Source organism: Pseudomonas aeruginosa, from assembly GCF_001457615.1.
GTDB lineage: Bacteria > Pseudomonadota > Gammaproteobacteria > Pseudomonadales > Pseudomonadaceae > Pseudomonas > Pseudomonas aeruginosa.
Genome location: NZ_LN831024.1, coordinates 289,918 through 313,993 on the forward strand (window position 1 = coordinate 289,918; position 24,076 = coordinate 313,993).

Consider the following 24,076-nt stretch of genomic DNA (forward strand, 5'->3'; position numbering starts at 1 on the left):
CAGGTCATGCAACTCAAAGATGCCAAGCTGTTCCGTCAACAAGCCTACGTCGATGGCGCCTGGGTGGATGCCGACAACGGCCAGACCATCAAGGTGAACAACCCGGCCACCGGCGAGATCATCGGCAGCGTGCCGAAGATGGGCGCCGCCGAGACCCGCCGCGCCATCGAGGCTGCCGACAAGGCCCTGCCGGCCTGGCGCGCGCTGACCGCCAAGGAGCGCGCCAACAAGCTGCGCCGCTGGTTCGACCTGATGATCGAGAACCAGGACGACCTGGCCCGCCTGATGACCATCGAGCAGGGCAAGCCGCTGGCCGAGGCCAAGGGCGAGATCGCCTACGCCGCCTCCTTCCTCGAATGGTTCGGCGAAGAAGCCAAGCGCATCTACGGCGACACCATTCCCGGCCACCAGCCGGACAAGCGCATCATCGTGATCAAGCAGCCGATCGGTGTGACCGCGGCCATCACGCCGTGGAACTTCCCCTCGGCGATGATCACCCGCAAGGCCGGCCCGGCCCTGGCCGCCGGCTGCACCATGGTGCTCAAGCCTGCTTCGCAGACCCCGTATTCCGCCCTGGCCCTGGCCGAGCTGGCAGAGCGCGCCGGCATTCCGAAGGGCGTGTTCAGCGTGGTCACCGGTAGCGCCGGCGAAGTCGGCGGCGAGCTGACCAGCAACCCGATCGTGCGCAAGCTGACCTTCACCGGTTCCACCGAAATCGGCCGCCAACTGATGGCCGAGTGCGCCCAGGACATCAAGAAGGTGTCCCTGGAGCTGGGTGGCAACGCGCCGTTCATCGTGTTCGACGACGCCGACCTGGACGCCGCCGTCGAGGGCGCGCTGATTTCCAAGTACCGCAACAACGGCCAGACCTGCGTCTGCGCCAACCGCCTGTACGTGCAGGACGGCGTGTACGACGCCTTCGTCGACAAGCTGAAGGCCGCCGTGGCCAAGCTGAACATCGGCAACGGCCTGGAAGCCGGCGTGACCACCGGTCCGCTGATCGACGCCAAGGCCGTGACCAAGGTCGAGGAACACATCGCCGACGCGGTCTCCAAGGGCGCCAAGGTGGTTTCCGGCGGCAAGCCGCACGCCCTCGGCGGCACCTTCTTCGAGCCGACCATCCTGGTCGACGTGCCGAAGAACGCCCTGGTGTCCAAGGACGAGACCTTCGGCCCGCTGGCGCCGGTGTTCCGCTTCAAGGACGAGGCCGAGGTCATCGCCATGTCCAACGATACCGAGTTCGGCCTGGCGTCCTACTTCTACGCCCGCGACCTGGCCCGCGTGTTCCGCGTCGCCGAGCAACTGGAGTACGGCATGGTCGGCATCAACACCGGCCTGATCTCCAACGAAGTGGCGCCGTTCGGCGGCATCAAGGCCTCGGGCCTGGGCCGCGAAGGCTCCAAGTACGGGATCGAGGACTACCTCGAGATCAAGTACCTCTGCCTGGGCGGTATCTGAGTCCGGCGAGAAACGCATCCGGAGGGGCCGGACGGCAGGCAAGAGCTGCGCCGTCCGGTGTCGACGTTGCCGGTGGTGGCACCGGACGAACCGGGAGTCGCGGTCGCCGATCGCGAAGCGGCTCCGAGCCCTGGCGGGCCTGCAAGTCCCGAGGCAGTCGATCATCGCATGCTGCCTTGGGGAGCTTCCTTCCCGCCTTCATCCTTTGACCCGGCCGACCCGATGAGCGGCCACTGAGGAAGCCATGAGCAAGACCAACGAATCCCTGCTGAAGCGTCGCCAGGCCGCGGTACCCCGCGGCGTGGGCCAGATCCACCCGGTCGTCGCCGAGCGCGCCGAGAACTCCACCGTCTGGGACGTGGAAGGCCGCGAGTACATCGACTTCGCCGGCGGCATCGCCGTGCTGAACACCGGCCACCTGCATCCGAAGGTGATCGCCGCGGTCCAGGAGCAACTGGGCAAGCTGTCCCACACCTGCTTCCAGGTGCTGGCCTACGAACCCTACATCGAGCTGGCCGAGGAAATCGCCAAGCGTGTGCCGGGCGACTTCCCGAAGAAGACCCTGCTGGTCACCTCCGGCTCCGAAGCCGTGGAGAACGCCGTCAAGATCGCCCGCGCCGCCACCGGCCGCGCTGGCGTGATCGCCTTCACCGGCGCCTACCACGGCCGCACCATGATGACCCTGGGCCTGACCGGCAAGGTGGTCCCGTACTCCGCCGGCATGGGCCTGATGCCGGGCGGCATCTTCCGCGCCCTGGCGCCCTGCGAGCTGCACGGCGTGAGCGAGGACGACTCCATCGCCAGCATCGAGCGCATCTTCAAGAACGATGCCCAGCCCCAGGACATCGCCGCGATCATCATCGAGCCGGTGCAGGGCGAGGGTGGCTTCTACGTCAACTCCAAGTCCTTCATGCAGCGCCTGCGCGCCCTGTGCGACCAGCACGGCATCCTGCTGATCGCCGACGAAGTGCAGACCGGCGCCGGCCGTACCGGCACCTTCTTCGCTACCGAGCAACTGGGCATCGTTCCTGACCTGACCACCTTCGCCAAGTCGGTCGGCGGCGGCTTCCCGATCTCCGGCGTGGCCGGCAAGGCCGAGATCATGGACGCCATCGCGCCCGGCGGCCTGGGCGGCACCTATGCCGGCAGCCCGATCGCCTGCGCCGCGGCACTGGCCGTGCTGAAGGTGTTCGAGGAAGAGAAGCTGCTGGAACGTTCGCAAGCCGTCGGCGAGCGCCTCAAGGCCGGCCTGCGCGAGATCCAGGCCAAGCACAAGGTGATCGGCGACGTTCGTGGCCTGGGTTCGATGGTGGCCATCGAGCTGTTCGAGGGCGGCGATACCCACAAGCCGGCCGCCGAGCTGGTCAGCAAGATCGTCGTCCGTGCGCGCGAGAAGGGCCTGATCCTGCTCTCCTGCGGCACCTACTACAACGTCATCCGCTTCCTCATGCCCGTCACCATCCCCGACGCGCAACTGGAGAAGGGCCTGGCCATCCTGGCCGAGTGCTTCGACGAACTCGCTTAAGCTTCACCGGCAAAGCGATACCCCGAGGCCCGCGCGTCCGCGCGGGCCTTTCTTTCAGAGGCTTCACGGAAACGGAAGCCTCTTTTTTCTGCCAGGGTTTTCCGCGAAACGCCCGACGAACGGTTTTCCCCTATTACCCTTGGGCGCCTGGCGCATACGAATCCTCCCGCATTCCTCCGGTCGTACCGTTCGAGGCGATTAGGACAGGTCCTAGAGGCGCACCGTGTTCGCCCGTCATACCCTTGTGTGCCCGCGGGCCGTGTCGTGCCCGCCTGTCATGCCTGGTGCGTCCCGCTCGGTTCGCCAGGTTCGAAGAGGAAAGCCATGAGTGCCGCGAAAAAGGCCCCCGTCATCCTGATTGCCGATCCGGACCCCTGGAGTCGCGACCTGCTTGGCCAACTGGTCCTCGGCGTGCGTTGCGATGCGCGGCTGGTCCTCTGCGGCGATGGCGGGGAAGCGCTGGCGCATTGCCGGCGCCGGCGCTTCGCGTTGATCCTGGCCGAGCTGAACCTGCCGCAAGTGGATGGCTTCGAGCTGCTGCGCGAAGCGCGCCTGCGCCGCTCGGTCGCCGAGCAGCCGTTCATCCTGATCAGCGACCGCGCCGACCAGGCCAGCGTGCGCGCCGCCGTGGCACTGGCGCCGACCGCCTACCTGGTGAAGCCGTTCCAGGCCGAGAACCTGATGCAACGCCTGCGAGGGTTGTTGCTGAAGGGCGACGAAGTGGTCGCCTGTCCGCTGCCGGAGCGGGACGCGGGCGAGAACCTGGAGGCTTTCCTCGAACGCGCGCGCGACTCCGCGGAGGGGGCGCCGTTGCTGGCCGACGTGCGTGCCGCCAGCGATCGTTGCCTGAGCGCCGAGGAGCATCCGCTGCGCGTGCTGGAGGATGAGTTCGGCCGCGATCCGCAGATCACCGCTGGCCTGATCGCCGCCGCCAACAGCGCCGCCCGGCACGTCGGTCCGGCCTGCCAGACCCTGGGCCAGGCCCTGCGGCGGCTGGGACTCGGGCACAGCCTGAACCTGGTGCTCGGTTTCAGCCTGCAGCGGGCCATCCAGCTCGGCGAGCCGCTGCTGGCCGAGCGCGCCATGCACTTCTGGGATCTTTCGCAACGTTGCGCGGACATCGCCTGGGAACTGGCCGACGCCCTCGGCGCGGACGTCGAGCGCTGCTATACCGCAGGGCTGCTGCATCGCCTGGGCGACCTGGCGCTGCTGCGGACATTGCAGGATTGGTGCGATGGCGGCGGCGCGCTGGACGAGGCGCGCCTCGACGAGCTGCTGGGGCGTTTCGGCGCCAGCTTCGGCTCGGCCCTGCGGGCGCGTTGGCGGCTGCCGCTGGAGCTGCGCCGGCTGATCGCTGCGGCGTACCAGTTCGGTGGCGTGCTTTCCCGCGAAGAGCTGATCCTCAGCCTGGCGACCCAGGCCGCCAGCCTGCCCGAGGACGACGCGGAGCAACTGGCCGAGAGCAAGGCTGCCCGCATGCTCGGCCTGGACGGCGAACGACTGGCGAAACTGCTGCAGCCCTGAGCCGTCCTCGCCGGGCTTTTGCAAGGGGCGGCGCCTCCCGTAGGGCGGATAACGCGACGCGTCATGCGCCGCTGGGCATGGGGCGCGGTTGCAATCGAGCCTCTGGCCGGGGAGATCGGCACCTACCTGCGCGCCGCCGAGTTGCCGGCCGTGGATGGGCGGAAGCGCGCCTAGCGCCGCAGCTCGGCGCGCAACAGGTCCAACGCCGGGTCGATGTCGTCCCGTTCGATGCAGCCGAAGCCGAAGAGGAAGCCGGCCTGTGCCGGGGTTTCCGCGTAGAAGGGCGGCAGGGTGCCGACCTCCAGGCCTTGCTGGCGCAAATGACGGGCGATGCGCAGCACATCCAGCGGTTCGCGACAGCGCGCCGCGAGGTGGATCCCGGCCACCGCCGGCAGCGCTTCGAGCCAGGGGCTCAGGTCGCCGTGCAGGCGTTCCAGCAGGCGCCCGCGACGCTGGGCGTATTCGCGTTGCAGGCGGCGCGTATGGCGGGCGAAGTCGCCGCGCTGGATGAACAGCGCGAGGGCGCGCTGCTGCAAGGTCTCGCTGTGCCGGTCGACCAGCTTGCGCGCCGCCAGCACCGCTTCGCGCAGGCTTGCCGGCGGCAGCAGGTAGCCGAGGCGCAGCTCGGGGAAGAGGGTCTTGGAAAAGGTCCCGAGGTAGGCCACCTGGCCGTTCCGGTCGAGGCTGCGCAGCGACTCCAGCGAACGCCCGTCGAAGCGGTACTCGCTGTCGTAGTCGTCCTCGATGATCAGCGCCCGGTGGCGCTGCGCCCAGTCCAGCAACTGCAGGCGCCGCTCCAGGCTCATCGGCATGCCCAGCGGGAACTGGTGCGACGGGGTGACGTAGACCAGCTTGGCGTTGTCCGGCAGCAGGTCGACGCGCAGCCCCTCGGCGTCCACCGGCACTCCGCGCACCTCGGCGCCGGTGGCCAGCAGGCTGGCGCGGGCCGGCGGATAACCGGGTTCCTCGACCACCGCCAGGTCGCCGGGGTCGAGCATCACCCGGGCCAGCAGGTCGAGTCCCTGCTGGGCGCCCTGGGTGACCATCAGGGCGTTCCAGTCGCACTGCACGGCGCGGTTGATCGCCAGGTAGCGGGAGATCGCCAGGCGCAGCTCGGGGTCGCCTTCGGTTTCCTTGTAGAACGCCGGCGAGCGCTGTTGCAGGCGTAGCGCCTGGAGCACGCAGGTACGCCAGGTATCGAAGGGAAAGCGGCGCTTGTCGGTCGTGCCGCCGGCGAAGCTGTAGCGGAGCGGTGCTCGCTGGTCCATCAGACCGGACTGCGGTTCGATGCGTGCCCAGCGCGCGGCCGGCCGCAACGGACCGTCGGCGCGCTGCAGCGGCGCTTCCCCGGCGGGCCCGCGGGCGACGAAGGTGCCGCTGCCGACCCGTCCTTCGAGGAAGCCCTCGCTGGCGAGGCGCTCGTAGGCTTCGCTGACGGTCTTGCGCGACACTTCCAGGCGTTCGGCGAGGTAGCGCGTGGCTGGCAGGCGATCGCCGGTGGCCAGGCGACCATGGAGGATCGCGTCGCGCAGCTGGCGATAGAGCTGGCCGACCAGGTCGTGGCGGCCGTCGAGGATCAGTTGCAGTTCCATGGCGAAATTGGCTACCTGGTATTTCTGGTAATTGGCTCTTCGTGGAAGCCAAAGGCAGGCTTAGTGTTACCCCATGCCGCGCCGCTTTCCACTCTCGCGGCTGCCAATCAGCCAAGGAGATTCGCCATGACCACCCGCCTCGAATGGGCCAAAGCCTCCCCCGACGCCTATGCCGCCATGCTCGGCCTGGAAAAGGCCCTGGCCAAGGCCGGCCTGGAGCGCCCGTTGATCGAACTGGTCTACCTGCGCACTTCGCAGATCAACGGTTGCGCCTACTGCGTGAACATGCATGCCAACGACGCGCGCAAGGCCGGCGAGACCGAGCAGCGTCTGCAAGCGCTCTGCGTCTGGCAGGAAACCCCCTACTTCACCCCACGCGAGCGCGCTGCCCTGGCCTGGACCGAGCAACTCGCCCGCCTCAGCCAGGGGGCGTTGCCGCACGGCCTGCTCGACGAACTGCGCGAGCACTTCGACGACAAGGAGATCGCCGAACTGACCCTGGCGGTCTCGGCCATCAACGCCTGGAACCGCTTCGGCGTCGGCATGGGCATGCAACCGGAATGAGGTGGACGGCGATGAAGGCCAATCGATCGATCGCCTGCCTGCTGCTCGCCGCGCTGCCGACGCTGGCCAGCGCCCATGTTGCGGAGAAGGTGGAAACCCTGCACGACCAGGCCCTGGCCGAGATTCCCGGCCATCGTGGGTTGATGCTGACGGTGTCGTTCAAGCCCGGCCAGGTCTCCGCGCCCCATGTGCATCCCGGCTCGGTGTTCGTCTACGTGCTCGAAGGCACCGTGCAGACGCAACTGGAAGGCGGCCCGGTGGAGACCTACACGGTGGGCCAGAGCTGGTACGAGCCGGCGAACGTGCCGCACCTGCTGGCACGCAATCCCGATCCGATGAAGCCGGCCAAGTTGCTGGTCTGGGAGTTGCTCAAGGAGGGCGACCCGATCCTCAAGCCACTGGAGCGCGGCGCCCACTGAGGCGTCGCTCGTTCGCCCGGAGGAGCGTCCGTCATGAGCGCCAGCCAGGTCATCCGTATTCGCGCGCGCAATGGTCAGTCGGAACGGCTTGGCCTGCGCCTGCAACAACTGGTCGAACCGGGGCTGGAGGCGCCGGGTTGCCTGGAGTACCAGGTGCGCAGGGACGCCCTCGAGCCGGATCTCTGGCTGGTGTGCAGCCAGTGGCGGGAAGCGCAGCAGATGTTCGACTACCTGGCCGGCGGCATCCAGCAGGTATTCGCCGAAGTGCTCTGGCGCTCCCTGGCGGCGAGCCTCGAAGTGCAGGATGACGCAGGCTAGAGCAAACCCAGCTCGGCGCAGACGATCAGTACCTGCTCGCGCAGCCAGAGGTTCGCCGGGTCCTGGTCGGCGGCGCGGCTCCATGACAGGTGCAGGGCGAACGGCGGCAGCCCGGGCGGTGCGAGGCAGGCGTGATGGCGGCCATCGTCGAGCAGTGCATGGATACGCCGTGGCAGCATCAGCACGAAGTCGCTGCCCGACAGCAGTTGCAGGGCGGCGACGTAGCTGTTGGCGCGCGCGGCGACCTCGCGGCTGCGGCCCTGGCGTCGCAGCCACGTGTCCACCAGGTTGGCGTTGCTGGCGTCGAGCGGGGTCGGGAAGACGAAGCGGCGCCTGCAGAACTCGTCCAGTTCCAGGCGCTCGTGGCGCGGCTGGGCACGATCCTGTACGCAGAGCAGCTCGTCGCTGAACAGGGCGAGCGCCTGTAGCTCCGGTGCCGGTCGGTGGTACTCGGGACCGAAGTCGAAGACCAGGTCGACCTGGCCGTCGAGCAATGCTTCGGTGGGCAGTTCGGGACCCAGGCGGCGGATGTCCAGGCCGATCCTCGGGCCGTTGGCGGCGAGCCGTCGCAGGAGTGCCGGAAGGATCAGCAGCTCGACGTATTCCGGCGCGCAGAGGGTAAAGGTCCGCGGCTCGCCACGCGGGTCGAAGCTACCCTGGGCGGCGTGACAGGCGTTGATGCGGGCGAGCATTTCCTCCACGTGGGGCAGCATGGCGCGACTCTTGTGGGTCGGCTGCATGCCGCCGCGGGTGGCGATGAACAGCTCGTCGTCGAAGGCCTGGCGCAGCTTCTTCAGGCAGTAGCTGACCGTCGACGGACTGAGGTTCAGGAGTTCGGCGACCTCGACGAGGTTCTGTCGTTGGTGGACCTGGAGGAAGACCAGCAGGTCCTGCATGTCGACCTTGCGCAGGCCGTTGGCGATCAGCATCGGGGCGTCCTGACGGCGTCGGGAGCGCCATCAGAACCCGTCCCTTTCCTCAGCGCAAGCTTTCGGCGCCGACGCCTCGCGCCTGCCGCTCGGCGAACAGTGCCGCATAGCGCCGCGGGTCGAAGCGCAGGCCCAGTCCCAGCAGCAGCGCCGCCACCGTGGCCAGCCCGAGCCAGGCGCCGGTGAAGCTGCCGAGGCTGTCGCGCAGCAGCCCGGCGATCCATGGCGAGACCCCGGCGATCAGGTAGCCGGCGCCTTGTACCAGGGCAGCCAGTTGACCGGCGCGTTGCGGCGCGTCGAAGTGGTCGAGGCAGACGATCAAGCCCATGGGGAACAGCCCGCCGATGCCCAGTCCGAGACACAGCGCCCAGAGCAGCGGCAGGCTGGCCGGCGCCCAGGCGAGGCCGAGGAAGCCGGCCAGCATCAGCGCCGTTAGCCCGACCAGCACCGGGCGGCGATCCCGCGAGCGGCTGGCCAGGGCCGGCGCGAGCAACCCGGAGAGCACCTCCATGGCCGTCAGGAAACCGAGCAGCAGCCCGGATTCCTGGGCGCTCCAGCCCTGCTCCAGGTAATAGGGCGCGAGCCAGGCCAGCACGCAGGTGTAGCAGGCCGTGCCGAGGCCGAAGAACAGGACCAGCAGCCAGGTCCGCGGATAGCGCAGGAGGCTCCTGCCCGGCTGCGCGTCAGGCAGGCGCAGGCGGGTGCCGGGTTGCAGCCACCAGGCCAGCAGCGCGAGCGCGGCGAGCGCCGCCCAGGCACCGAGGCCGAGCCGCCAGCCGGCGTGCTCCGCCAGGGTCGGCGCGGCGCTGGCGGACAGCGCCGCGCCAGCCATGATGGCGGTGACGTAGAGCCCCATGCAGAGCGGCGTGCGCGCGCCGAAACGGGCCTTGATCAGGGCCGGCATCAGCGCCTGGATCAGGGCGATGCCGAGACCGGCGAGCATGGCGCTGCCGAGCAGGTCGGGCAGGCCTCGGCTGCCCAGGCGCAGGGCGCTGGCGGCGCCGATCAGCAGCAGGGCGAGGGCCACCGAACGCCACTCGCCGACGCGGCGGGCGATGCCCAGGCCGAAGAACATGCCGAGGCCGAGGGTCAGCACCGGCAGGGCGGTCAGCAGCGAGACGTCGCCGAAGCTGAGCGCGATCTCGCCGCGCATGGCGTTCAGCAGTGGGCCGACGGCGGCCATGGAGGGCCGCAGGTTGAGGCCGACCAGGACGATGGCGGCCATCAGCCAGAGGGTGCGGCAGGGTGGGTTGGCAGTGGGCATGGCGATCTCCTTTCGGGAGCACCATTGCGCCTGCGCCAGGGCGTGGCGGCAAATCAAAATCCGCAGGGCGGATTCGAAAAAATGCGCTGGCCAGGGAGTCGGGGCGGACGCTGGCGCAACGTGGCGAGTCGCGAGGTTATCCGCCCCGTGCGGCGCGTGGCCTCACTCCGCACTCAAGCGCATCAGGCTTTCGCTCAGGGCCCGCGCGTGGCGGTCGACGATGATCGGCGCCCAGGGCCTGCCGGAAGCGCTGACCAGCGCGCTGCTCTTGCTGTTCAGGTCGCGCAGGGCCTGGCTCAGGTACTCCCAGCGGTTCTCCAGTTTCTTCAGTCCCGCCGGGTTGGCGCTTTGCGCCACCAGCAGGGCGATGCGCCGGTCGATCAGCGGGACCAGCACGCTCTCGTCCTGGCCGAGATAGTCCCGGGGCTGCTCGCGGGCAATCTCCAGCCCGCCCAGGTAGGCGCGCGCCAGGTATTGCAGGGACAGGTACTCGACCCGCACCGGCAACTGCCAGAGCGGCAGGGGTTGGCCTGGCGGGGGCGGCGGCACCTGGCGTTCCACCAGGTTGAGGAAGTCACGCAGGGCGCGGCTCAGTTGCTGCGGGTAGCGCCAGGGCAGGTCCTCTTCGCGGGGGCCGTAGGCCGCGCCTTCACGGATGCGCGCCACCAGCGTCTTTTCGCCTTGCCGCAGGAGCACCCCCTCGGGGGCGGCGGCGAGCGCGCGGTCGAGGCTGGCGAGGTCCTTCTCCAGTTGCGCCGCGTGCTGTTCCTGGAAACCCTCGCCGCGCAGCAACAACAGGCTGCCCACCGCGCGACAGGCCTGGACCTGCAGTTGTTGCAGGGCGCGTTGCTGGTCGTCTAGGGCGGCGCGCGCCGGCAGCGCCAGCAACAGGCAGCAAAGACAGAGGACAGCGAAAAGGGCAGGACGGAGCATGGGGAGATCCTGTTGTTGTCGTTATGGATATCCGCACCGAGGGCAGGTGCCCTGCACACGGTAGCCGGCCATGGCGCGCCTGCAAGCGTTCGAAAGTGTGATTCGCGCTCAGCCGTGGGTGGCCGCGCGCAGGCCGGCGAGGTCGAGAATCTCGATGCCGCCGTAGCTGAGCTGGAGGATGCCCTGGGCTTCGAGGTCCTTGAGGATCTGGTTGGTGGTCTGCCGCGACAACGACAGCATCAATGCCAACTGCTCCTGCGGCAGGTGCAGGACCTGCCGGCTGCGGCTGTTGTCGTAGCCCTCGGCGAGCATCAGCAGGCGCCGCGCCAGGCGTTGTGCGGCCGGCAGCAGGGCCATCTCTTCCAGGGCGATGAATGCCAGGCGCAGCTTGTGGCTCATCAGCAGGGCCACGTCGCGCCAGTAGTGCGGCTCGCGGCGAAGCAGTTCGAGCAGCGCCGCCTGCGGTACCTGGAGTAGCTGGGTGTGGCCTTCGGCGTAGGCATCGTGGGTGCGCGCCTGGCCGTCGAACAGGGCGATCTCGCCGAACCAGTGCGGCGCTTCCACCAGGATCAGCAGCGCCTCCTTGCCGTTCTCGCTGACCGCGCTGATACGGATCGCGCCCTCGACCACGCAGTACAGTCCGCAGGGCGCGTCGCCGCGGGCGAACAGGCGCTGGCCCGGCGGCAACTGGCGCGGTTGGGCGAGTGCCAGCAGGTGCGTCTGCAAGGCCTCCGGCAAACCCTGGAACCAGCGGCCGGCCTGGAGTTGCGAACGGTAGTCGGTACGCTCGTTCATGTTTGTCGTCTAGCTGACAGAGTGGAAAACCGGGGCGGCGCGATGATGCGAGAACCCTGGCGTGAGACCACAACAATGAAAACCCTAGTCGATCACCTTGCGCAATACGCCGCCTACCACCGCGACCGGCGCAACATCTTCAGCCATTTCATCGGCATTCCGATGATCGTCCTCTCCATCGCCGTGTTGCTGGCGCGGCCGGCGCTGGGGTTCGGCCTGTCTCCGGCGCTGCTGCTGGCGCTCGCCGCGGCGCTGTTCTACCTGCGCCTGGACCTGCGCTTCGGCGTGGCCATGACGGCGCTGCTGGCGCTGACGGTGTGGGGCGCTGCGCAATTGGCGGCGGGGACTACCGCGGCCTGGCTGGGCTGGGGCGTCGGCCTGTTCGTGGTCGGCTGGATCATCCAGTTCGTCGGTCATTACTACGAAGGGCGCAAGCCGGCCTTCGTCGACGATCTCAGCGGGTTGATCGTCGGTCCGCTCTTCGTGCTGGCGGAACTGGCCTTTCTGCTGGGGCTGCGCGGCGACGTGCAGCGCGAGGTCGAGGAGCGCGCCGGCCCGACCTGCATTCGCGAGCACAAGCGGGCGGCGTGAGGCGGTCTCCCGCGAGCGCGGGAGACCGGGGTGGGAGCGTTACTTGCGATCCGCAGCGATGCGCTGGCGGATGTGATCGGCGCGGGCCTGGGAGCCCGGGTGCGAATCGAACATGCTGCTGTCGCCGCCGCCCAGCTTGGCCAGCTTCTCGAAGGCGGTGACCAAGCCCTGGGTGTTCACTCCGCGCTTCTTCAGTAGCTCGTAGGAGAAATCGTCGGCGTCGGATTCCTGGGACTGGGAGAACTGCGCGTTGACCAGCGATTCGGTGAGTTCGCCCAGCTGGGAGCCGGACAGGGCGGCCAGCGCGCCGCTCTTCGAGGCGCCGGCGGCGCCGCGCACCGCGGCGGCCGCGTAGGCGGTCTGGGCGGCCTTGCGGGTGTGGCCGAGGGCGACGTGGCCCATCTCGTGGCCGAGCACGCCTTCGATCTCGTTGTCGCTCATCAGCTCCATCAGCCCGCTGTAGACGCGGATGCAGCCGTTGGCCATGGCCCAGGCGTTGACCTCCTCGGTGAGGTAGACCTTGTAGTTCACCGGCACGCCGTCGATCTGGTCGCCCAGGGCCTTGGCGATCTTGTCCAGGCGCTGGCCGTACTTGCTGTTGGCCGGGGCGATGCGGTTTTGCTGGTCGGACTCGGCGCAGGCCTGGTCGGCGACCTGGCGGACCTCGGCGTCGCTCAGGGTTGCAGCCTTCACCGCCATCATGCTGTGCTGCATGAGGTCCCCCTGGGGCAGGTTCTGGCAGCCGGCCAGGGTGGCGCAGGCGAGGGCCAGGGCGGAAAGGGAAAGACGGGTCTTCATCGTATGCTCCTTGCGATAGGTGGCGTTCCGTGCCGGACGGGCGTGTTCCGCCCGGTGCCGCGCGCCCGGTGGGGGTCGCGCGGCGGCGGATGATAGCGGCTTGTGCCGTTCGTCGGAAGTCCCGCGAAGGCCGCAGGCCCGCCCTGGCGGGTGCGCAATGCGTCCCTGGCGTCAGTGGAAACCGCGCCAGGCGAGGTCGGCGCCGAGCAGCAGGAGACCGACGAAGAAGCAGCGCCTGAACAGCGTCGCGCTGATCCGCTGGCGCAGCCACTGGCCGAGGAGCATCCCGCCCAGCGCCGGGACCAGGGTCAGCAGCGAGGCGCCGAGCATCTGCGGTTCGAGCAGGTCGCCATGCACGCCGAGAGTGACCGCCAGGGCCAGGGTCGAGGCGCTGAACGACAGGCCGAGGGCCTGGACCAGTTCGTCGCGCTGCAATCCTAGGGCTCCCAGGTAGGGCACCGCGGGAATCACGAAAACCCCGGTGACCGCGGTCAGCGCGCCGGTCGCCAGCCCGACCAGCGGGCCGGCCCAGGGCTCGTGGCGTGCCGGCAGGTGCAGCGGGATCGCGGCCAGGCCGAGCAGCGCGTAGGCCGCCAGGGCCAGGCCGAGCACGCCGGTGGCCTGCCTTGGCGCGTCGCCGCCGAGCCATGCGCCGACCAGCAGGGTGCCCACGACCACCCCGAACAGCAGGCCGGCCAGGCGCTTCATCAAGCCGAGGAAGCGCGGGCCGCAGGCGAGCTGCCAGAGGTTGGTCACCATCGACGGTACGATCAGCAGCGCCGCCGCCTGCATCGGCGGCATGGCCAGGCCGAGCAGGCCCACCGAGACCGTCGGCAGGCCCAGGCCGACCACGCCCTTGACGAAGCCGGCGAGAAGGAAGGTGAGGGCGATCAGCGGGATCAGGGCGTGGAGGTCGACGGACATGCGGGTTCTTCCTTGTCTCGGGCTGGCGCGAGCGGGCGATGGCGGCCAGTATCTCTCGTCGTCGACAGGCAATGTTTCATCCGGAGGTGAAGCATGCAATTCAATCCCGGCTTCAGTTCGCTGGCGGCGCTGCTCGCCGATCCCGGCCGCGCGCAGATGATCTGGGCACTGATGGATGGCAGCGCCCGCCCGGCCAGCGAGCTGGCGCTGCTGGCAGGCGTCTCGCCGTCCTCCGCCAGCGGCCACCTGGGACGGCTGGTCGAGGGCGGCGTGCTGAGCCTGGAGGCGCGCGGGCGCAATCGCTTCTATCGCCTGGCCGGGCCGGAAGTGGGGCAGGCGGTGGAAGCGCTGGCCAGCGCCTCCCTGGCCCTGCAGCCGCAGCGGCGCAGCCTGCCGCCGAGCCACGGCACGCCGTCGGCGTTGCGCGAGGCGCGGACCTGCTACGACCACCTGGCCGGCGAACTCGCGGTCGGTGTGTTCGCACGGATGCTGGATGCCGGCTGGATCGAGCAGGAGGGCAGGACGCTGCGCCTGAGCGCGACCGGCGAGGCCGGGCTGGCCGGGTTGGGGATCGACCTGGCGGAGGTCCGCCGCCGCCGTCGGCAGTTCGCCTGCGCCTGCCCCGACTGGAGCGAACGCAAGCCGCACCTCGGCGGCGCGCTGGGGGCGGCGTTGCTGGAGGCCTGTCTGCGCCAGGGCTGGTTGCGGCCGCAGGACGGCTCGCGGGCGTTGCAGGTGTCGTCGAAGGGCCGCGCGGGACTGCGCGGCCTGGCGGAGCGCACGGCGGGCTGAACCCGCCGCGGGATCAGAGATTGGCCACCGGCTGGAAGGCCTTCGGCTTGAAGTAGAGGGTCTCGCCGCGGGCCAGGCCGGCCAGGCTGTCGTGGTCCTTCACCACTTCGGCTTCGATCAGTTCGTCCTGGCCGTCGACCTTCAGCGTTACCCGGGTGATCGCCCCCAGCGGACGGATGTCGCGGACCTCGGCGGCGCGGTGCTCGGCCACCGCGGAACGCGACAGCGACACTTCGTGGGGGCGGAACAGCAGGTGCTGGTCGTTGCCCAGTTGCAGGCGGTTGGAGTCGCCGAGGAAGTGGTAGACGAAATCGCTGGCCGGGTTCTCGTAGACCTCGCCGGGCGAGCCGATCTGCTCGATCACGCCCTTGTTCATCACCACGATGCGGTCGGCCACTTCCATCGCTTCTTCCTGGTCGTGGGTGACGAACACCGAGGTCAGGTTGATCTCCTCGTGCAGGCGCGCCAGCCAGCGGCGCAGCTCCTTGCGTACCTTGGCGTCGAGGGCGCCGAAGGGTTCGTCGAGGAGCAGGATCTTCGGCTCCACCGCCAGCGCGCGGGCCAGGGCGATACGCTGCCGCTGGCCACCGGAGAGCTGCTCGGGATAGCGGTCGGAGAGCCAGTCGAGCTGCACCATGTTGAGCAGCTCGTGGACCTTGGCCTTGATCGCGGACTCGCCCGGCCGCTCGCCCTTGGGCTTCATGCGCAGGCCGAAGGCGACGTTGTCGAACACCGTCATGTGGCGGAACAGCGCGTAGTGCTGGAAGACGAAGCCGACGTTGCGGTCGCGCACGTCGTGCTGCGAGACGTCCTCGCCATGGAACACGATGTTGCCGGCGTCCGGGGTTTCCAGCCCGGCGATGATCCGCAGCAGGGTGGTCTTGCCGCACCCGGAGGGGCCGAGCAGGGCCACCAGCTCGCCGCTCTGGATGTCCAGGTTGATGTCGTCCAGGGCCTTGAAGGCGTTGAAGTTCTTGCTGACGTTACGGATTTCGATGCTCATGGTTCATTCCTCGTCAGCATTGCTTTTCAGTCGGGACATGCGGGATTCGCTCCACTGCTTGAGCAGAAGGATGACCAGCGCCATCAGCAGCAACAGGCTGGCGACGCTGAAGGCGGCGACGTGGTTGTATTCGTTGTAGAGGATCTCGACGTGCAGCGGCAGGGTGTTGGTGACGCCGCGGATGTGTCCGGAAACCACCGACACCGCGCCGAACTCGCCCATCGCCCGGGCGGTGCAGAGCACCACGCCGTAGATCAGGCCCCACTTGATGTTCGGCAGGGTCACGTGCCAGAACATCTGCCAGCCGTTGGCGCCGAGCAGGCGGGCGGCTTCCTCCTCCTGGGTTCCCTGCTCCTGCATCAGTGGGATCAGCTCGCGGGCGACGAAGGGCACGGTGACGAAGAGGGTCGCCAGGACGATGCCGGGCACCGCGAAGACGATCTGGATGTCGTGGTCGCTCAGCCATTCGCCGAAGTAGCCCTGGGCGCCGAACAACAGCACGTAGATCAGGCCGGCGATCACCGGCGAGACCGAGAACGGCAGGTCGATCAGGGTCACCAGGATGCTCTTGCCGCGAAACTCGAACTTGCTCACGCACCAGGCGGCGGCGACACCGAACAGCAGGTTGAGCGGCACCGAGATGGCCACCGCGATCAGGGTCAGCTTCAGCGCGGCCAGCGCGTCGGGTTCGAGGATCGCCTCGAAGAAGGTGCCGAAACCCTGCTTCAGCGCCTCGCTCAGGACCACGTAGAGCGGCAGCAGGAGGAACAGGGCGAAGACCAGCCAGGCCAGGACGATCAGGGCCAGGCGGCCGCCGGCGTTGCCGCGGCGGGAGGCGCTGGCGGTGGCAGCGGAAATGCTTGCACTGGACATGGCGCCCTCCTTACGGGGTTTCGATGCGACGCTGCAGCAGGTTGATCAGCAGCAGCAGGATGAAGGACACCACCAGCATCAGCACGCCGATGGCGGTGGCGCCGGTGTAGTCGTACTGGTCCAGCTTGACCATGATCAGCAGCGGCAGGATCTCGGTCTTCATCGGCATGTTGCCGGCGATGAAGATCACCGAGCCGTATTCGCCGACGCCCCGGGCGAAGGCCAGGGCGAAACCGGTCAGCCAGGCCGGCAGCAGCGCCGGCACGAGGATATGGCGGAACACCTGCAGCGGCCTGGCGCCGAGGCAGGCGGCGGCTTCCTCGACTTCCTTGGGAATGTCGGCGAGCACCGGCTGCACCGTGCGGACCACGAACGGCAGGGTCACGAAAGTCAGCGCCAGGGTGATCCCCAGGGGGGTATAGGCGATCTTGAAGCCGAGGTCGCTGGCGAACTGGCCGACCAGGCCGGCCGGCGCATAGAGCGCGGTGAGGGCGATACCGGCGACGGCGGTGGGCAGGGCGAAGGGCAGGTCGATCATGGCATCGATGATCTTCCGTCCGGGGAATTCGTAGCGCACCAGGACCCAGGCCAGCAGCGTGCCGATCAAGCCGTTGAGCACGGCGGCGGCGAGCGCGGTGCCGAAGCTCAGCTTGAGCGCGGCGAGCACCCGCGGCGCGCTGATGATGGCCCAGAATTGCTCCCAGCTGAGCTGGGTGGTCTTGAGGAACATGGCCCCCAGCGGGATCAGGACCAGCAGGCTGAGGTACACCAGGGTGTATCCCAGGGTCAGCCCGAAGCCGGGTATGACCGGGGAAATGCGTCGTGACATGTTCTGTCCTTACTCTGCGTTGGAACGCTTGGTGGCTCTCCCGGTGCCGGTTCCTTCCGGCAGTGGGCCCGGTACGGGACCGGGCCTGCTAGCCCCCTCGCCCGTCCGGGAGAGGGTCTGGGAGAGGGGCCGTGGTTCGGGCGACGGGTCTGCCGTCGCGATCATTGCGCCTGGTAGATCTGGTCGAAGATGCCCCCGTCGTTGAAGAACTTTGGCTGGGCCGTCTTCCAGCCGCCGAAATCGGAGTCGACGGTGACCAGGTTCAGTTTCGGGAACTGCGTGGCGAACTCGGCGGCGACCTTCTGGTTGCGCGGCCGGTAGAAGTTCTGCGCGGCGATGCGCTGGCCTTCCTCGCTGTACAGGTATTGCAGGTAGGCCTCGGCGACCTTGCGGGTGCCTTTCTTCTCGACCACCTTGTCGACCACCGCGACCGGCGGTTCGGCAAGGATGGAGATGGAGGGTACGACGATCTCGAAGTTTTCCCCGCCCTGTTCCTTCTTCGCCAGGAACGCCTCGTTCTCCCAGGCCAGCAGCACGTCGCCGATCTGGTTGTTGACGAAGGTGATGGTCGAGCCGCGGGCGCCGGTGTCGAGTACCGGTACGTGCTTGTACAGCGCCTGCACGTAGTCCTTGGCCTTCTCGTCGCTGCCGTACTGCTTCTTCGCCCAGGCCCAGGCGGCGAGGAAGTTCCAGCGCGCGCCGCCGGAGGTCTTCGGGTTCGGCGTGATGACTTCCACGCCTTCCTTGGTCAGGTCGCCCCAGTCCTTGATTCCCTTGGGGTTGCCCTTGCGCACCAGGAACACGATGGTCGAGGTGTAGGGGGTGCTGTTGTCCGGCAGGCGTGCCTGCCAGTCGGCCGGCAGCAGCTTGCCGAGCTTGTGCAGTTCGTCGATGTCGCCGGCCAGGGCCAGGGTCACCACGTCGGCCTTGAGCCCGTCGATCACCGCGCGGGCCTGCTTGCCGGAGCCGCCGTGGGACTGCTGGACGGTCAGGTCCTCGCCGCCCTGGGCCTTCCAGTGCTTGATGAAGGCCGCGTTGTAGGCCTGGTACAGCTCGCGGGTCGGGTCGTAGGAAACGTTCAGCAGTTGCGTGGCTGCGGCAACCGGGCCGGAGACCAGGGCGCTGGCGAGTGCGGCCAGGGCGAAACGACGAAGGGACATGTGCAGCTCCTAGGTGTGTGCTGTTTCGATTGTTCTAATGGGGTGTTGGCGGAACGACGGGAACACGGGGCGTCAGGCGCGCATTCGCGGCCGACAGCTGCAGTACCGGTGCGGATGGGGTATCGAACGGATGTTCATGGCGAGACGCCTCCGGTGGTCCAGTCGGGTCGTGTGCTTCAGGCCTGCTTGACGGCCGGTTGCTGCAGACGGAATTTTTCCTTGCGCTCGATCTGCACCACCTGGCCGTTGTGCACGGTGATCTCGACGGCGCCGAAGCGCAGGCCGCGCAGGGCACTCTGGATTTCACGCAGGATGGTGGCTTCGTCCTGGCCATCCAGGCTTCTGAGGGTTGCGCTCATGGGTCTCTGCTCCTGTGGCTCGAGGTGCCGCGTTGCTCGACGAAGTGGAGGCGGCGTGAGGCGCATAGTAAGCAGTGGGCAATATTCTTAAAAATATTGTTTAAGAATCTTTATAGGTAAAGTGGTTATAAGACGGCGAAGCGGCCCGGCTTCGCCGCCAGGCTCAGTCTTCCGGCAGCGCCACGGGCGGCAGGTCGAAGCGCAGCGCTTCCGCCGGTTGCGGCCGTCCGTACCAGTAGCCTTGGCCGAAGTCGCAGCCATGTTCGCGCAGGAACAGCGCCTGGTCCTGATGCTCGATGCCCTCGGCAACCACCCGCAGCCCCATGCTTTGCGCCAGGGCAACGATCGCCCGGGCGATCGCGGCGTCGTCCACCGCGCCGGGCAGGCCGGCGACGAAGCCCTGGTCGATCTTCAGCTTGTGCACCGGCAGCCGCTTGAGGCGCATCAGCGAGGAATAGCCGGTGCCGAAGTCGTCGATGGCCAGGTTCACGCCGAGGATGCGCAGGCGGCAGAGCAGGTTGAGGGACTGTTCGAAGTCCTCCATCACCGCGCTTTCGGTGACTTCCAGCTCCAGGTAGCGGGGCTCCAGCCCGGACTCTTCCAGGGCGTTGGCGATCCTTTCCTCCAGGCCGCCGCGGTTGAACAGCCGGCTGGAGACGTTGACCGCGACGAACTCCAGTTCGACGCCGCGCTGTTGCCATTCGCGCATCTGCCGGCAGGCCCGCTTGAGCACCCAATTGTCCAGCGCGGCGATCAGCCCGCATTCCTCCGCCACCGGGACGAACTCGCCTGGCGGCACCAGGCCGCGCTCGGGATGCTGCCAGCGCACCAGCGACTCGACGCCGACGATCCGCCCGCTGGCCAGGTCGTGCACCGGCTGGTAGTGGACGCGCAGTTCGTCGTGATCCAGCGCATGGCGCAGGGCCGATTCCACCTGGACATGGGCGCGGGCCCGGGCGGTCAGCACGCGGGTGTAGAAGGCGTAGGCGTTACGCCCGCTGTCCTTGGCCTGGAACAGCGCGGCGTCGGCATGCTGCATCAGGTGGTCGACGTCGCTGGCGTCTTCCGGGTAGAGGCTGACACCGAGGCTGGCGCTGATATAGATCGGCTGGCAGTGGATGTCGAACGGCGCGTTGAAACCGTCGAGTATGCGCTGCGAGAGTCGCGCGACGGCTTCCGGGTCGTCGTTCTCGACGAGGATGGCGAATTCGTCGCCGCCCAGTCGCGACAGCAGGCAGCGCTCGTCGAGCTGGTGTTGCAGGCGCTTGCTGACCTCCTTGAGGAGCATGTCGCCAGTTGTATGGCCGAGGCTGTCGTTGATGTGCTTGAAGTGGTCGAGGTCGATCAGCAGCAGGGCCCCGGCCACCGTCCGGTCCTTGCCGTTCTCCAGCGCCTGCTCGATGCGCTCGCGCAGCAGCACGCGGTTGGGCAGGCCGGTCAGCGAGTCGTGGTGGGCGAGGAAGTCCAGCTCGTTCTCCGAGCGCTTGATGCTGCTCAGGTCGGAGAACACCCCGACGTAGTGGGTCAGCTGGCCCTGGTCGTTGCGCACCGCGCGGATGTGCAGCCACTGCGGGTAGATCTCGCCGCTCTTGCGACGGTTCCAGATCTCTCCGCTCCAGACGTCCTGCTCGCGCAGGGCCAGCCACAGGCGCTGGTAGAACGCCTGGTCCTGGCGGCCGGAGCGGAGGATCGCCGGGGTCTTGCCGAGCACGTCCTCGGAACGGTAGCCGGTGATGCGCTCGAAGGAAGGGTTGACGTGCACGATCACCGCCTGGGCGTCGGTGACCAGAACGCCCTCGCGGGTGCTGTCGAACACCGCCGCGGCCTGGCGCAGGTGGTCTTCCTTGAGCCGCTGCAGGGTGATGTCGCGGGCCACGCCAGTGTAGTGCAGCGGCTTGCCCAGGGCGTCGCGGAGGACCCGGCCGCGCGAGTGGATCCAGCGGTAGTCGCCGTCCTTGTGGCGCAGGCGGTAGATGTGGTCGAGATTGTCGGTCAGGCCCTGCAGGTGGTTGCGGTGGGCCTCCAGCACGGTGGCGTACTCTTCGGGGTGCAGGCGCTTCTTCCAGGTCTCGATGGGGTCGCCGAGTTCCTCCGGAGCGAGGCCGATCAGCGCGGCGTAGCCCGGCGAGACGAACATCCGGTCGGTCACCAGGTCCCAGTCCCAGAGTCCGTCGCGCACCGCTTCCAGGGCGCGGTTCAGGCGCTGCTCGCTGCCGTGCAGTTCGTCGTAGGCCTGGGCCTTGCGGCGGAACTGGCGTACCAGGTAGAGGTACAGGAGCAGGCCGGTTGCGGCGAAGAAGAACAGCCGCTTGGCGGTCATCCAGAACACCAGTTGGTCGTGGTCCTGGACCTGGTTTTGTAACAAATGATCGCTCAGGAACGCCCAGGCGATGGCGATTGCGAGATAAGCCAGGCTCAGGCGAAGGGCACTCAGGCGGGGGCTCATGGGATTTTCAGTGGGCAATTATTGGCCGGGCAGTATAAATGATGGCCATCCGGCCCTGTTCATATCTAAAAGAACGGATGGTAATCCCCAGCCGCTTGGTGATAATGCCCCCAGGTTTTGTCAGACAAGGCCCTTATCACTCCCAAGTCCCCCCGAGGTTCAGTACCGCCTATGTGGTTCAACGGTTTTCTCGACCTGTCGCCGTGGCAACTGGTGGCAGTTACCCTGGTGCTGACGCATATCACCATCGTCAGCGTGACCGTCTACCTGCATCGCTATTCCGCCCACCGTGCACTCGACCTGCACCCCGCGCTGCAGCACTTCTTCCGTTTCTGGTTGTGGTTGACCACAGGGATGAACACGCGCGAATGGACCGCGATCCACCGTAAGCACCATGCCAAGTGCGAGACCGTCGAGGATCCGCACAGCCCGGTGCACAAGGGCCTGTTCACCGTCCTGCGCGCAGGCGCGGAGCTGTACAAGGCCGAGGCGAAGAACCAGGACACCCTGCGCATCTACGGCAAGAACTGCCCGGACGACTGGATCGAGCGCAATCTCTACTCGCGCTTCCCGATCGGCGGCGTGGTGCTGATGGCGCTCATCGACCTGGCCCTGTTCGGCGCCCTTGGCCTGACCGTCTGGGCCGTGCAGATGGTATGGATTCCGTTCTGGGCCGCCGGCGTGGTCAACGGCCTCGGCCACGCGGTCGGCTATCGCAACTTCGAATGCCGCGACGCCGCCACCAACTTGGTGCCCTGGGGCATCCTCATCGGCGGCGAAGAGCTGCACAACAACCACCACACCTACCCGAACTCGGCCAAGCTGTCGGTGAAGAAGTGGGAATTCGACCTGGGCTGGGCCTGGATCAAGCTGTTCAGCTTCCTGCGCCTGGCCAGGGTCGCCCGGGTCGCGCCGATCGCCCATCGGGTCGAGGGCAAGCACAGCCTGGACATGGACACCGCCATGGCGATCCTCAACAACCGCTTCCAGATCATGGCGCAGTACCGCAAGCTGGTGATCGCGCCGCTGGTCAAGCAGGAAGTGGCCAAGGCCGACGAGTCGGTGCGCCACCTGTTCCGCCGCGCCAAGCGCCTGCTGTCGCGCGAGACCAGCCTGCTGCAGGACCGCCACCACGTGCGCATCGACTCGATGCTCGCCCACAGCCAGGCGCTGAAGGTGATCTACGAGAAGCGCCTGGCGTTGCAGCAGATCTGGGCCAAGACCAGCGCCAACGGCCACGACATGCTGGCGGCGATCAAGGACTGGGTGCATGAGGCGGAAGCCAGCGGTATCCAGTCGCTGAAGGAGTTCGCCGCGCAACTGAAGACCTACTCGCTGCGTCCCGCCTGACGCCTGGCGCGCCCTCGCGGGTGCGTCAGCCGCCTCTGCAACGCGCCGGCTCCTGCCGGCGCGTTGCGTTTCGGCGTCGCCAGTGCGACGCCCCGCCGATACTTCTCTTCCTCCGCAAGTCGACTTGCCCGATCCGGGATTCAGCCCGGGCGGCGCCCGGCCTATCTTCGGCGTGCCCAGGCGCCACGCCGGGCGTCACGCAGAACAACAAGAAAAGGAGCGCGGGCGATGTTGCTGGATTACCTGATCATGCTGGTCTACGCCCTGGCCATGCTGGGCCTGGGCTGGTACGGAATGCGCAAGGCGAAGAGCCAGAGCGATTTCCTCGTCGCCGGACGCCGCCTCGGCCCCGGCCTCTACCTGGGAACCATGGCCGCGGTGGTGCTCGGCGGCGCGTCGACCATCGGTACGGTCAAGCTCGGCTACCAGTTCGGCCTGTCCGGCTTGTGGCTGGTGTTCATGCTCGGCCTGGGGATCATCGTCCTCAGCCTGGTGTTCTCGCGGCAGATCGCGCGCCTGCGGGTGTTCACCGTGACCCAGGTGCTGGAGCAGCGCTACCAGGCCTCCTCGCGCCTGATCGGCGGGGTGGTCATGGTCGCCTACGACCTGATGGTGGCGGTCACCGCGACCATCGCCATCGGCTCGGTCACCGAGGTGGTATTCGGCATCCCGCGGATCCCGGCGATCCTCTGCGGTGGCGGGATCGTCATCGTCTATTCGGTGATCGGCGGCATGTGGTCCCTTACGCTGACCGACATCATCCAGTTCGTGATCAAGACCGTCGGTATCTTCCTGGTCTTGCTGCCGTTGTCGATCGACGGCGCCGGTGGCCTGGCGCGCATGCAGGAGGTGCTGCCGGCGGGCTTCTTCGACCTCGGCCACATCGGCCTGGATACCATCCTCACCTACTTCCTCCTGTACTTCTTCGGCGCGCTGATCGGCCAGGACATCTGGCAGCGGGTGTTCACCGCGCGCAGCGAGACGGTGGTGCGCTACGCCGGGCTTGGCGCCGGCGTCTACTGCATGCTCTACGGCGCCGCCTGCGCGCTGATCGGCGCGGCGGCGCGGGTCCTCCTGCCGGACCTGGCGGTGCCGGAGAACGCCTACGCCGAGATCACCCGCGAGGTACTGGCGCCGGGCCTGCGCGGCCTGGTGGTGGCGGCCGCGCTGTCGGCGATCATGTCCACCGCCAGCGGGTGCCTGCTGGCGGCGGCCACCGTGCTGCAGGAAGACATCTACGCGCGCTTCCTCCGCCCCGGTACCACCAGCGACATCCGTCTGAGCCGTTGCATCACCCTGCTGATGGGCGTGGCGATGCTGGTCCTGGCGTGCCTGGTCAACGATGTCATCGCGGCCCTGAGCATCGCCTACAACCTGCTGGTCGGCGGCCTGCTGGTGCCGATCGTCGGCGCGCTGCTGTGGCGTCGGGCCAGTCCGCAGGGAGCGATCGCCAGCATCGTCGCCGGTTGCCTGGCGGTGATCGCCTGCATGGCCCGCGACGGCCTGCTCGCCAACTCGCCGATCGTCTACGGCCTGCTGGCCAGCCTGGCGACCTTCGTCGCGGTCAGCCTGGCTACCCGTCCTGCCGCCAGCCTGCGAGCCCAGCCGGAATGAACCCACCGCGCCGGGC

23 protein-coding genes are annotated in these 24,076 nt (G+C 68.1%); 10 read left to right on the forward strand and 13 right to left on the reverse strand.

Annotated features, from left to right (window positions below):
- Positions 1-6 precede the first annotated feature (6 nt).
- The 3 genes from gabD to AT700_RS01300 all read left to right on the forward strand — a co-directional run bounded on the left by gabD (position 7) and on the right by AT700_RS01300 (position 4,507).
- Positions 7-1,458 carry an NADP-dependent succinate-semialdehyde dehydrogenase gene (gene gabD, locus AT700_RS01290; protein WP_003084198.1) on the forward strand — a complete coding sequence of 484 codons (1,452 nt, stop codon included), beginning with the start codon at positions 7-9 and terminating at the stop codon, positions 1,456-1,458.
- A gap of 244 nt (positions 1,459-1,702) precedes the next feature.
- Positions 1,703-2,983, forward strand: coding sequence for a 4-aminobutyrate--2-oxoglutarate transaminase (gene gabT, locus AT700_RS01295; RefSeq protein WP_003106268.1), 1,281 nt, complete (start codon positions 1,703-1,705; stop codon positions 2,981-2,983).
- Between the two features lie 324 nt (positions 2,984-3,307).
- Complete coding sequence (locus AT700_RS01300) at positions 3,308-4,507, forward strand: HDOD domain-containing protein (protein ID WP_003084206.1); 1,200 nt, start codon at positions 3,308-3,310, stop codon at positions 4,505-4,507.
- A 170-nt stretch (positions 4,508-4,677) separates the two neighbouring features.
- Here AT700_RS01300 and AT700_RS01305 read toward each other — a convergent pair whose 3' ends face one another.
- Positions 4,678-6,099: a PLP-dependent aminotransferase family protein gene (locus tag AT700_RS01305; protein ID WP_034038192.1), complete on the reverse strand. Its 1,422-nt coding sequence runs from the start codon at positions 6,097-6,099 to the stop codon at positions 4,678-4,680.
- A 126-nt stretch (positions 6,100-6,225) separates the two neighbouring features.
- On the opposite strand from AT700_RS01305, the gene AT700_RS01310 reads away from it, so the two are divergent.
- The 3 genes from AT700_RS01310 to AT700_RS01320 are packed head-to-tail and all read left to right on the forward strand — an operon-like array spanning position 6,226 to position 7,400.
- On the forward strand, positions 6,226-6,663 hold the full coding sequence (locus AT700_RS01310; RefSeq protein WP_003106260.1) for a carboxymuconolactone decarboxylase family protein: 438 nt from the start codon (positions 6,226-6,228) through the stop codon (positions 6,661-6,663).
- An 11-nt stretch (positions 6,664-6,674) separates the two neighbouring features.
- Positions 6,675-7,082 (forward strand): cupin domain-containing protein, encoded by a 408-nt coding sequence (locus AT700_RS01315; protein ID WP_003118713.1) that lies wholly within the window; start codon positions 6,675-6,677, stop codon positions 7,080-7,082.
- 33 nt (positions 7,083-7,115) lie between these two features.
- On the forward strand, positions 7,116-7,400 hold the full coding sequence (locus AT700_RS01320; RefSeq protein WP_003106257.1) for an antibiotic biosynthesis monooxygenase family protein: 285 nt from the start codon (positions 7,116-7,118) through the stop codon (positions 7,398-7,400).
- Here AT700_RS01320 and AT700_RS01325 read toward each other — a convergent pair.
- The 4 genes from AT700_RS01325 to AT700_RS01340 form a co-directional block, all read right to left on the reverse strand.
- Positions 7,397-8,329, reverse strand: coding sequence for a LysR family transcriptional regulator (locus AT700_RS01325; protein ID WP_048520704.1), 933 nt, complete (start codon positions 8,327-8,329; stop codon positions 7,397-7,399). The two genes, AT700_RS01320 and AT700_RS01325, sit on opposite strands and share 4 nt — an antisense overlap.
- A 49-nt stretch (positions 8,330-8,378) precedes the next feature.
- Complete coding sequence (locus AT700_RS01330) at positions 8,379-9,593, reverse strand: CynX/NimT family MFS transporter (RefSeq protein ID WP_048520705.1); 1,215 nt, start codon at positions 9,591-9,593, stop codon at positions 8,379-8,381.
- Positions 9,594-9,755: 162 nt separating this feature from the next.
- On the reverse strand, positions 9,756-10,526 hold the full coding sequence (locus AT700_RS01335; protein ID WP_031643818.1) for a hypothetical protein: 771 nt from the start codon (positions 10,524-10,526) through the stop codon (positions 9,756-9,758).
- Between the two features lie 108 nt (positions 10,527-10,634).
- Positions 10,635-11,321: a Crp/Fnr family transcriptional regulator gene (locus tag AT700_RS01340; protein ID WP_003107720.1), complete on the reverse strand. Its 687-nt coding sequence runs from the start codon at positions 11,319-11,321 to the stop codon at positions 10,635-10,637.
- A 75-nt stretch (positions 11,322-11,396) separates the two neighbouring features.
- On the opposite strand from AT700_RS01340, the gene AT700_RS01345 reads away from it, so the two are divergent.
- Positions 11,397-11,912 carry a DUF962 domain-containing protein gene (locus AT700_RS01345; RefSeq protein WP_003107722.1) on the forward strand — a complete coding sequence of 172 codons (516 nt, stop codon included), beginning with the start codon at positions 11,397-11,399 and terminating at the stop codon, positions 11,910-11,912.
- A 39-nt stretch (positions 11,913-11,951) separates the two neighbouring features.
- Here AT700_RS01345 and AT700_RS01350 read toward each other — a convergent pair whose 3' ends face one another.
- A complete protein-coding gene (locus AT700_RS01350; RefSeq protein ID WP_048520706.1) occupies positions 11,952-12,710 on the reverse strand; it encodes a M48 family metallopeptidase in 759 nt (252 codons plus the stop codon).
- Positions 12,711-12,881: 171 nt separating this feature from the next.
- Positions 12,882-13,634: a sulfite exporter TauE/SafE family protein gene (locus AT700_RS01355; protein WP_033939744.1), complete on the reverse strand. Its 753-nt coding sequence runs from the start codon at positions 13,632-13,634 to the stop codon at positions 12,882-12,884.
- Between the two features lie 93 nt (positions 13,635-13,727).
- On the opposite strand from AT700_RS01355, the gene AT700_RS01360 reads away from it, so the two are divergent.
- Positions 13,728-14,426 carry an ArsR/SmtB family transcription factor gene (locus AT700_RS01360; RefSeq protein ID WP_003112933.1) on the forward strand — a complete coding sequence of 233 codons (699 nt, stop codon included), beginning with the start codon at positions 13,728-13,730 and terminating at the stop codon, positions 14,424-14,426.
- Between the two features lie 13 nt (positions 14,427-14,439).
- On the opposite strand, the gene AT700_RS01365 is transcribed toward AT700_RS01360, so the two are convergent.
- The 6 genes from AT700_RS01365 to AT700_RS01390 all read right to left on the reverse strand — a co-directional run bounded on the left by AT700_RS01365 (position 14,440) and on the right by AT700_RS01390 (position 21,096).
- Complete coding sequence (locus tag AT700_RS01365) at positions 14,440-15,429, reverse strand: sulfate/molybdate ABC transporter ATP-binding protein (protein ID WP_034013399.1); 990 nt, start codon at positions 15,427-15,429, stop codon at positions 14,440-14,442.
- Between the two features lie 3 nt (positions 15,430-15,432).
- Positions 15,433-16,302 (reverse strand): sulfate ABC transporter permease subunit CysW, encoded by an 870-nt coding sequence (gene cysW / locus AT700_RS01370; RefSeq protein ID WP_003084239.1) that lies wholly within the window; start codon positions 16,300-16,302, stop codon positions 15,433-15,435.
- Between the two features lie 10 nt (positions 16,303-16,312).
- A complete protein-coding gene (cysT, locus tag AT700_RS01375; protein WP_003084241.1) occupies positions 16,313-17,131 on the reverse strand; it encodes a sulfate ABC transporter permease subunit CysT in 819 nt (272 codons plus the stop codon).
- A 161-nt stretch (positions 17,132-17,292) separates the two neighbouring features.
- On the reverse strand, positions 17,293-18,291 hold the full coding sequence (locus AT700_RS01380; protein WP_003084243.1) for a sulfate ABC transporter substrate-binding protein: 999 nt from the start codon (positions 18,289-18,291) through the stop codon (positions 17,293-17,295).
- Between the two features lie 176 nt (positions 18,292-18,467).
- The gene (oscA, locus tag AT700_RS01385) at positions 18,468-18,650 is read right to left on the reverse strand and encodes a sulfur starvation response protein OscA (protein WP_003084246.1); all 183 of its coding nucleotides are present in this window, start codon (positions 18,648-18,650) and stop codon (positions 18,468-18,470) included.
- 163 nt (positions 18,651-18,813) lie between these two features.
- Positions 18,814-21,096: a putative bifunctional diguanylate cyclase/phosphodiesterase gene (locus tag AT700_RS01390; protein WP_003162102.1), complete on the reverse strand. Its 2,283-nt coding sequence runs from the start codon at positions 21,094-21,096 to the stop codon at positions 18,814-18,816.
- Between the two features lie 171 nt (positions 21,097-21,267).
- Here AT700_RS01390 and desA point away from each other — a divergent pair, with 171 nt between their 5' ends.
- Both desA and AT700_RS01400 read left to right on the forward strand, forming a co-directional pair.
- The gene (gene desA, locus AT700_RS01395) at positions 21,268-22,446 is read left to right on the forward strand and encodes a delta-9 fatty acid desaturase DesA (RefSeq protein WP_003104496.1); all 1,179 of its coding nucleotides are present in this window, start codon (positions 21,268-21,270) and stop codon (positions 22,444-22,446) included.
- A gap of 228 nt (positions 22,447-22,674) precedes the next feature.
- Positions 22,675-24,060: a sodium:solute symporter gene (locus AT700_RS01400; RefSeq protein ID WP_003104497.1), complete on the forward strand. Its 1,386-nt coding sequence runs from the start codon at positions 22,675-22,677 to the stop codon at positions 24,058-24,060.
- Positions 24,061-24,076 lie beyond the last annotated feature (16 nt).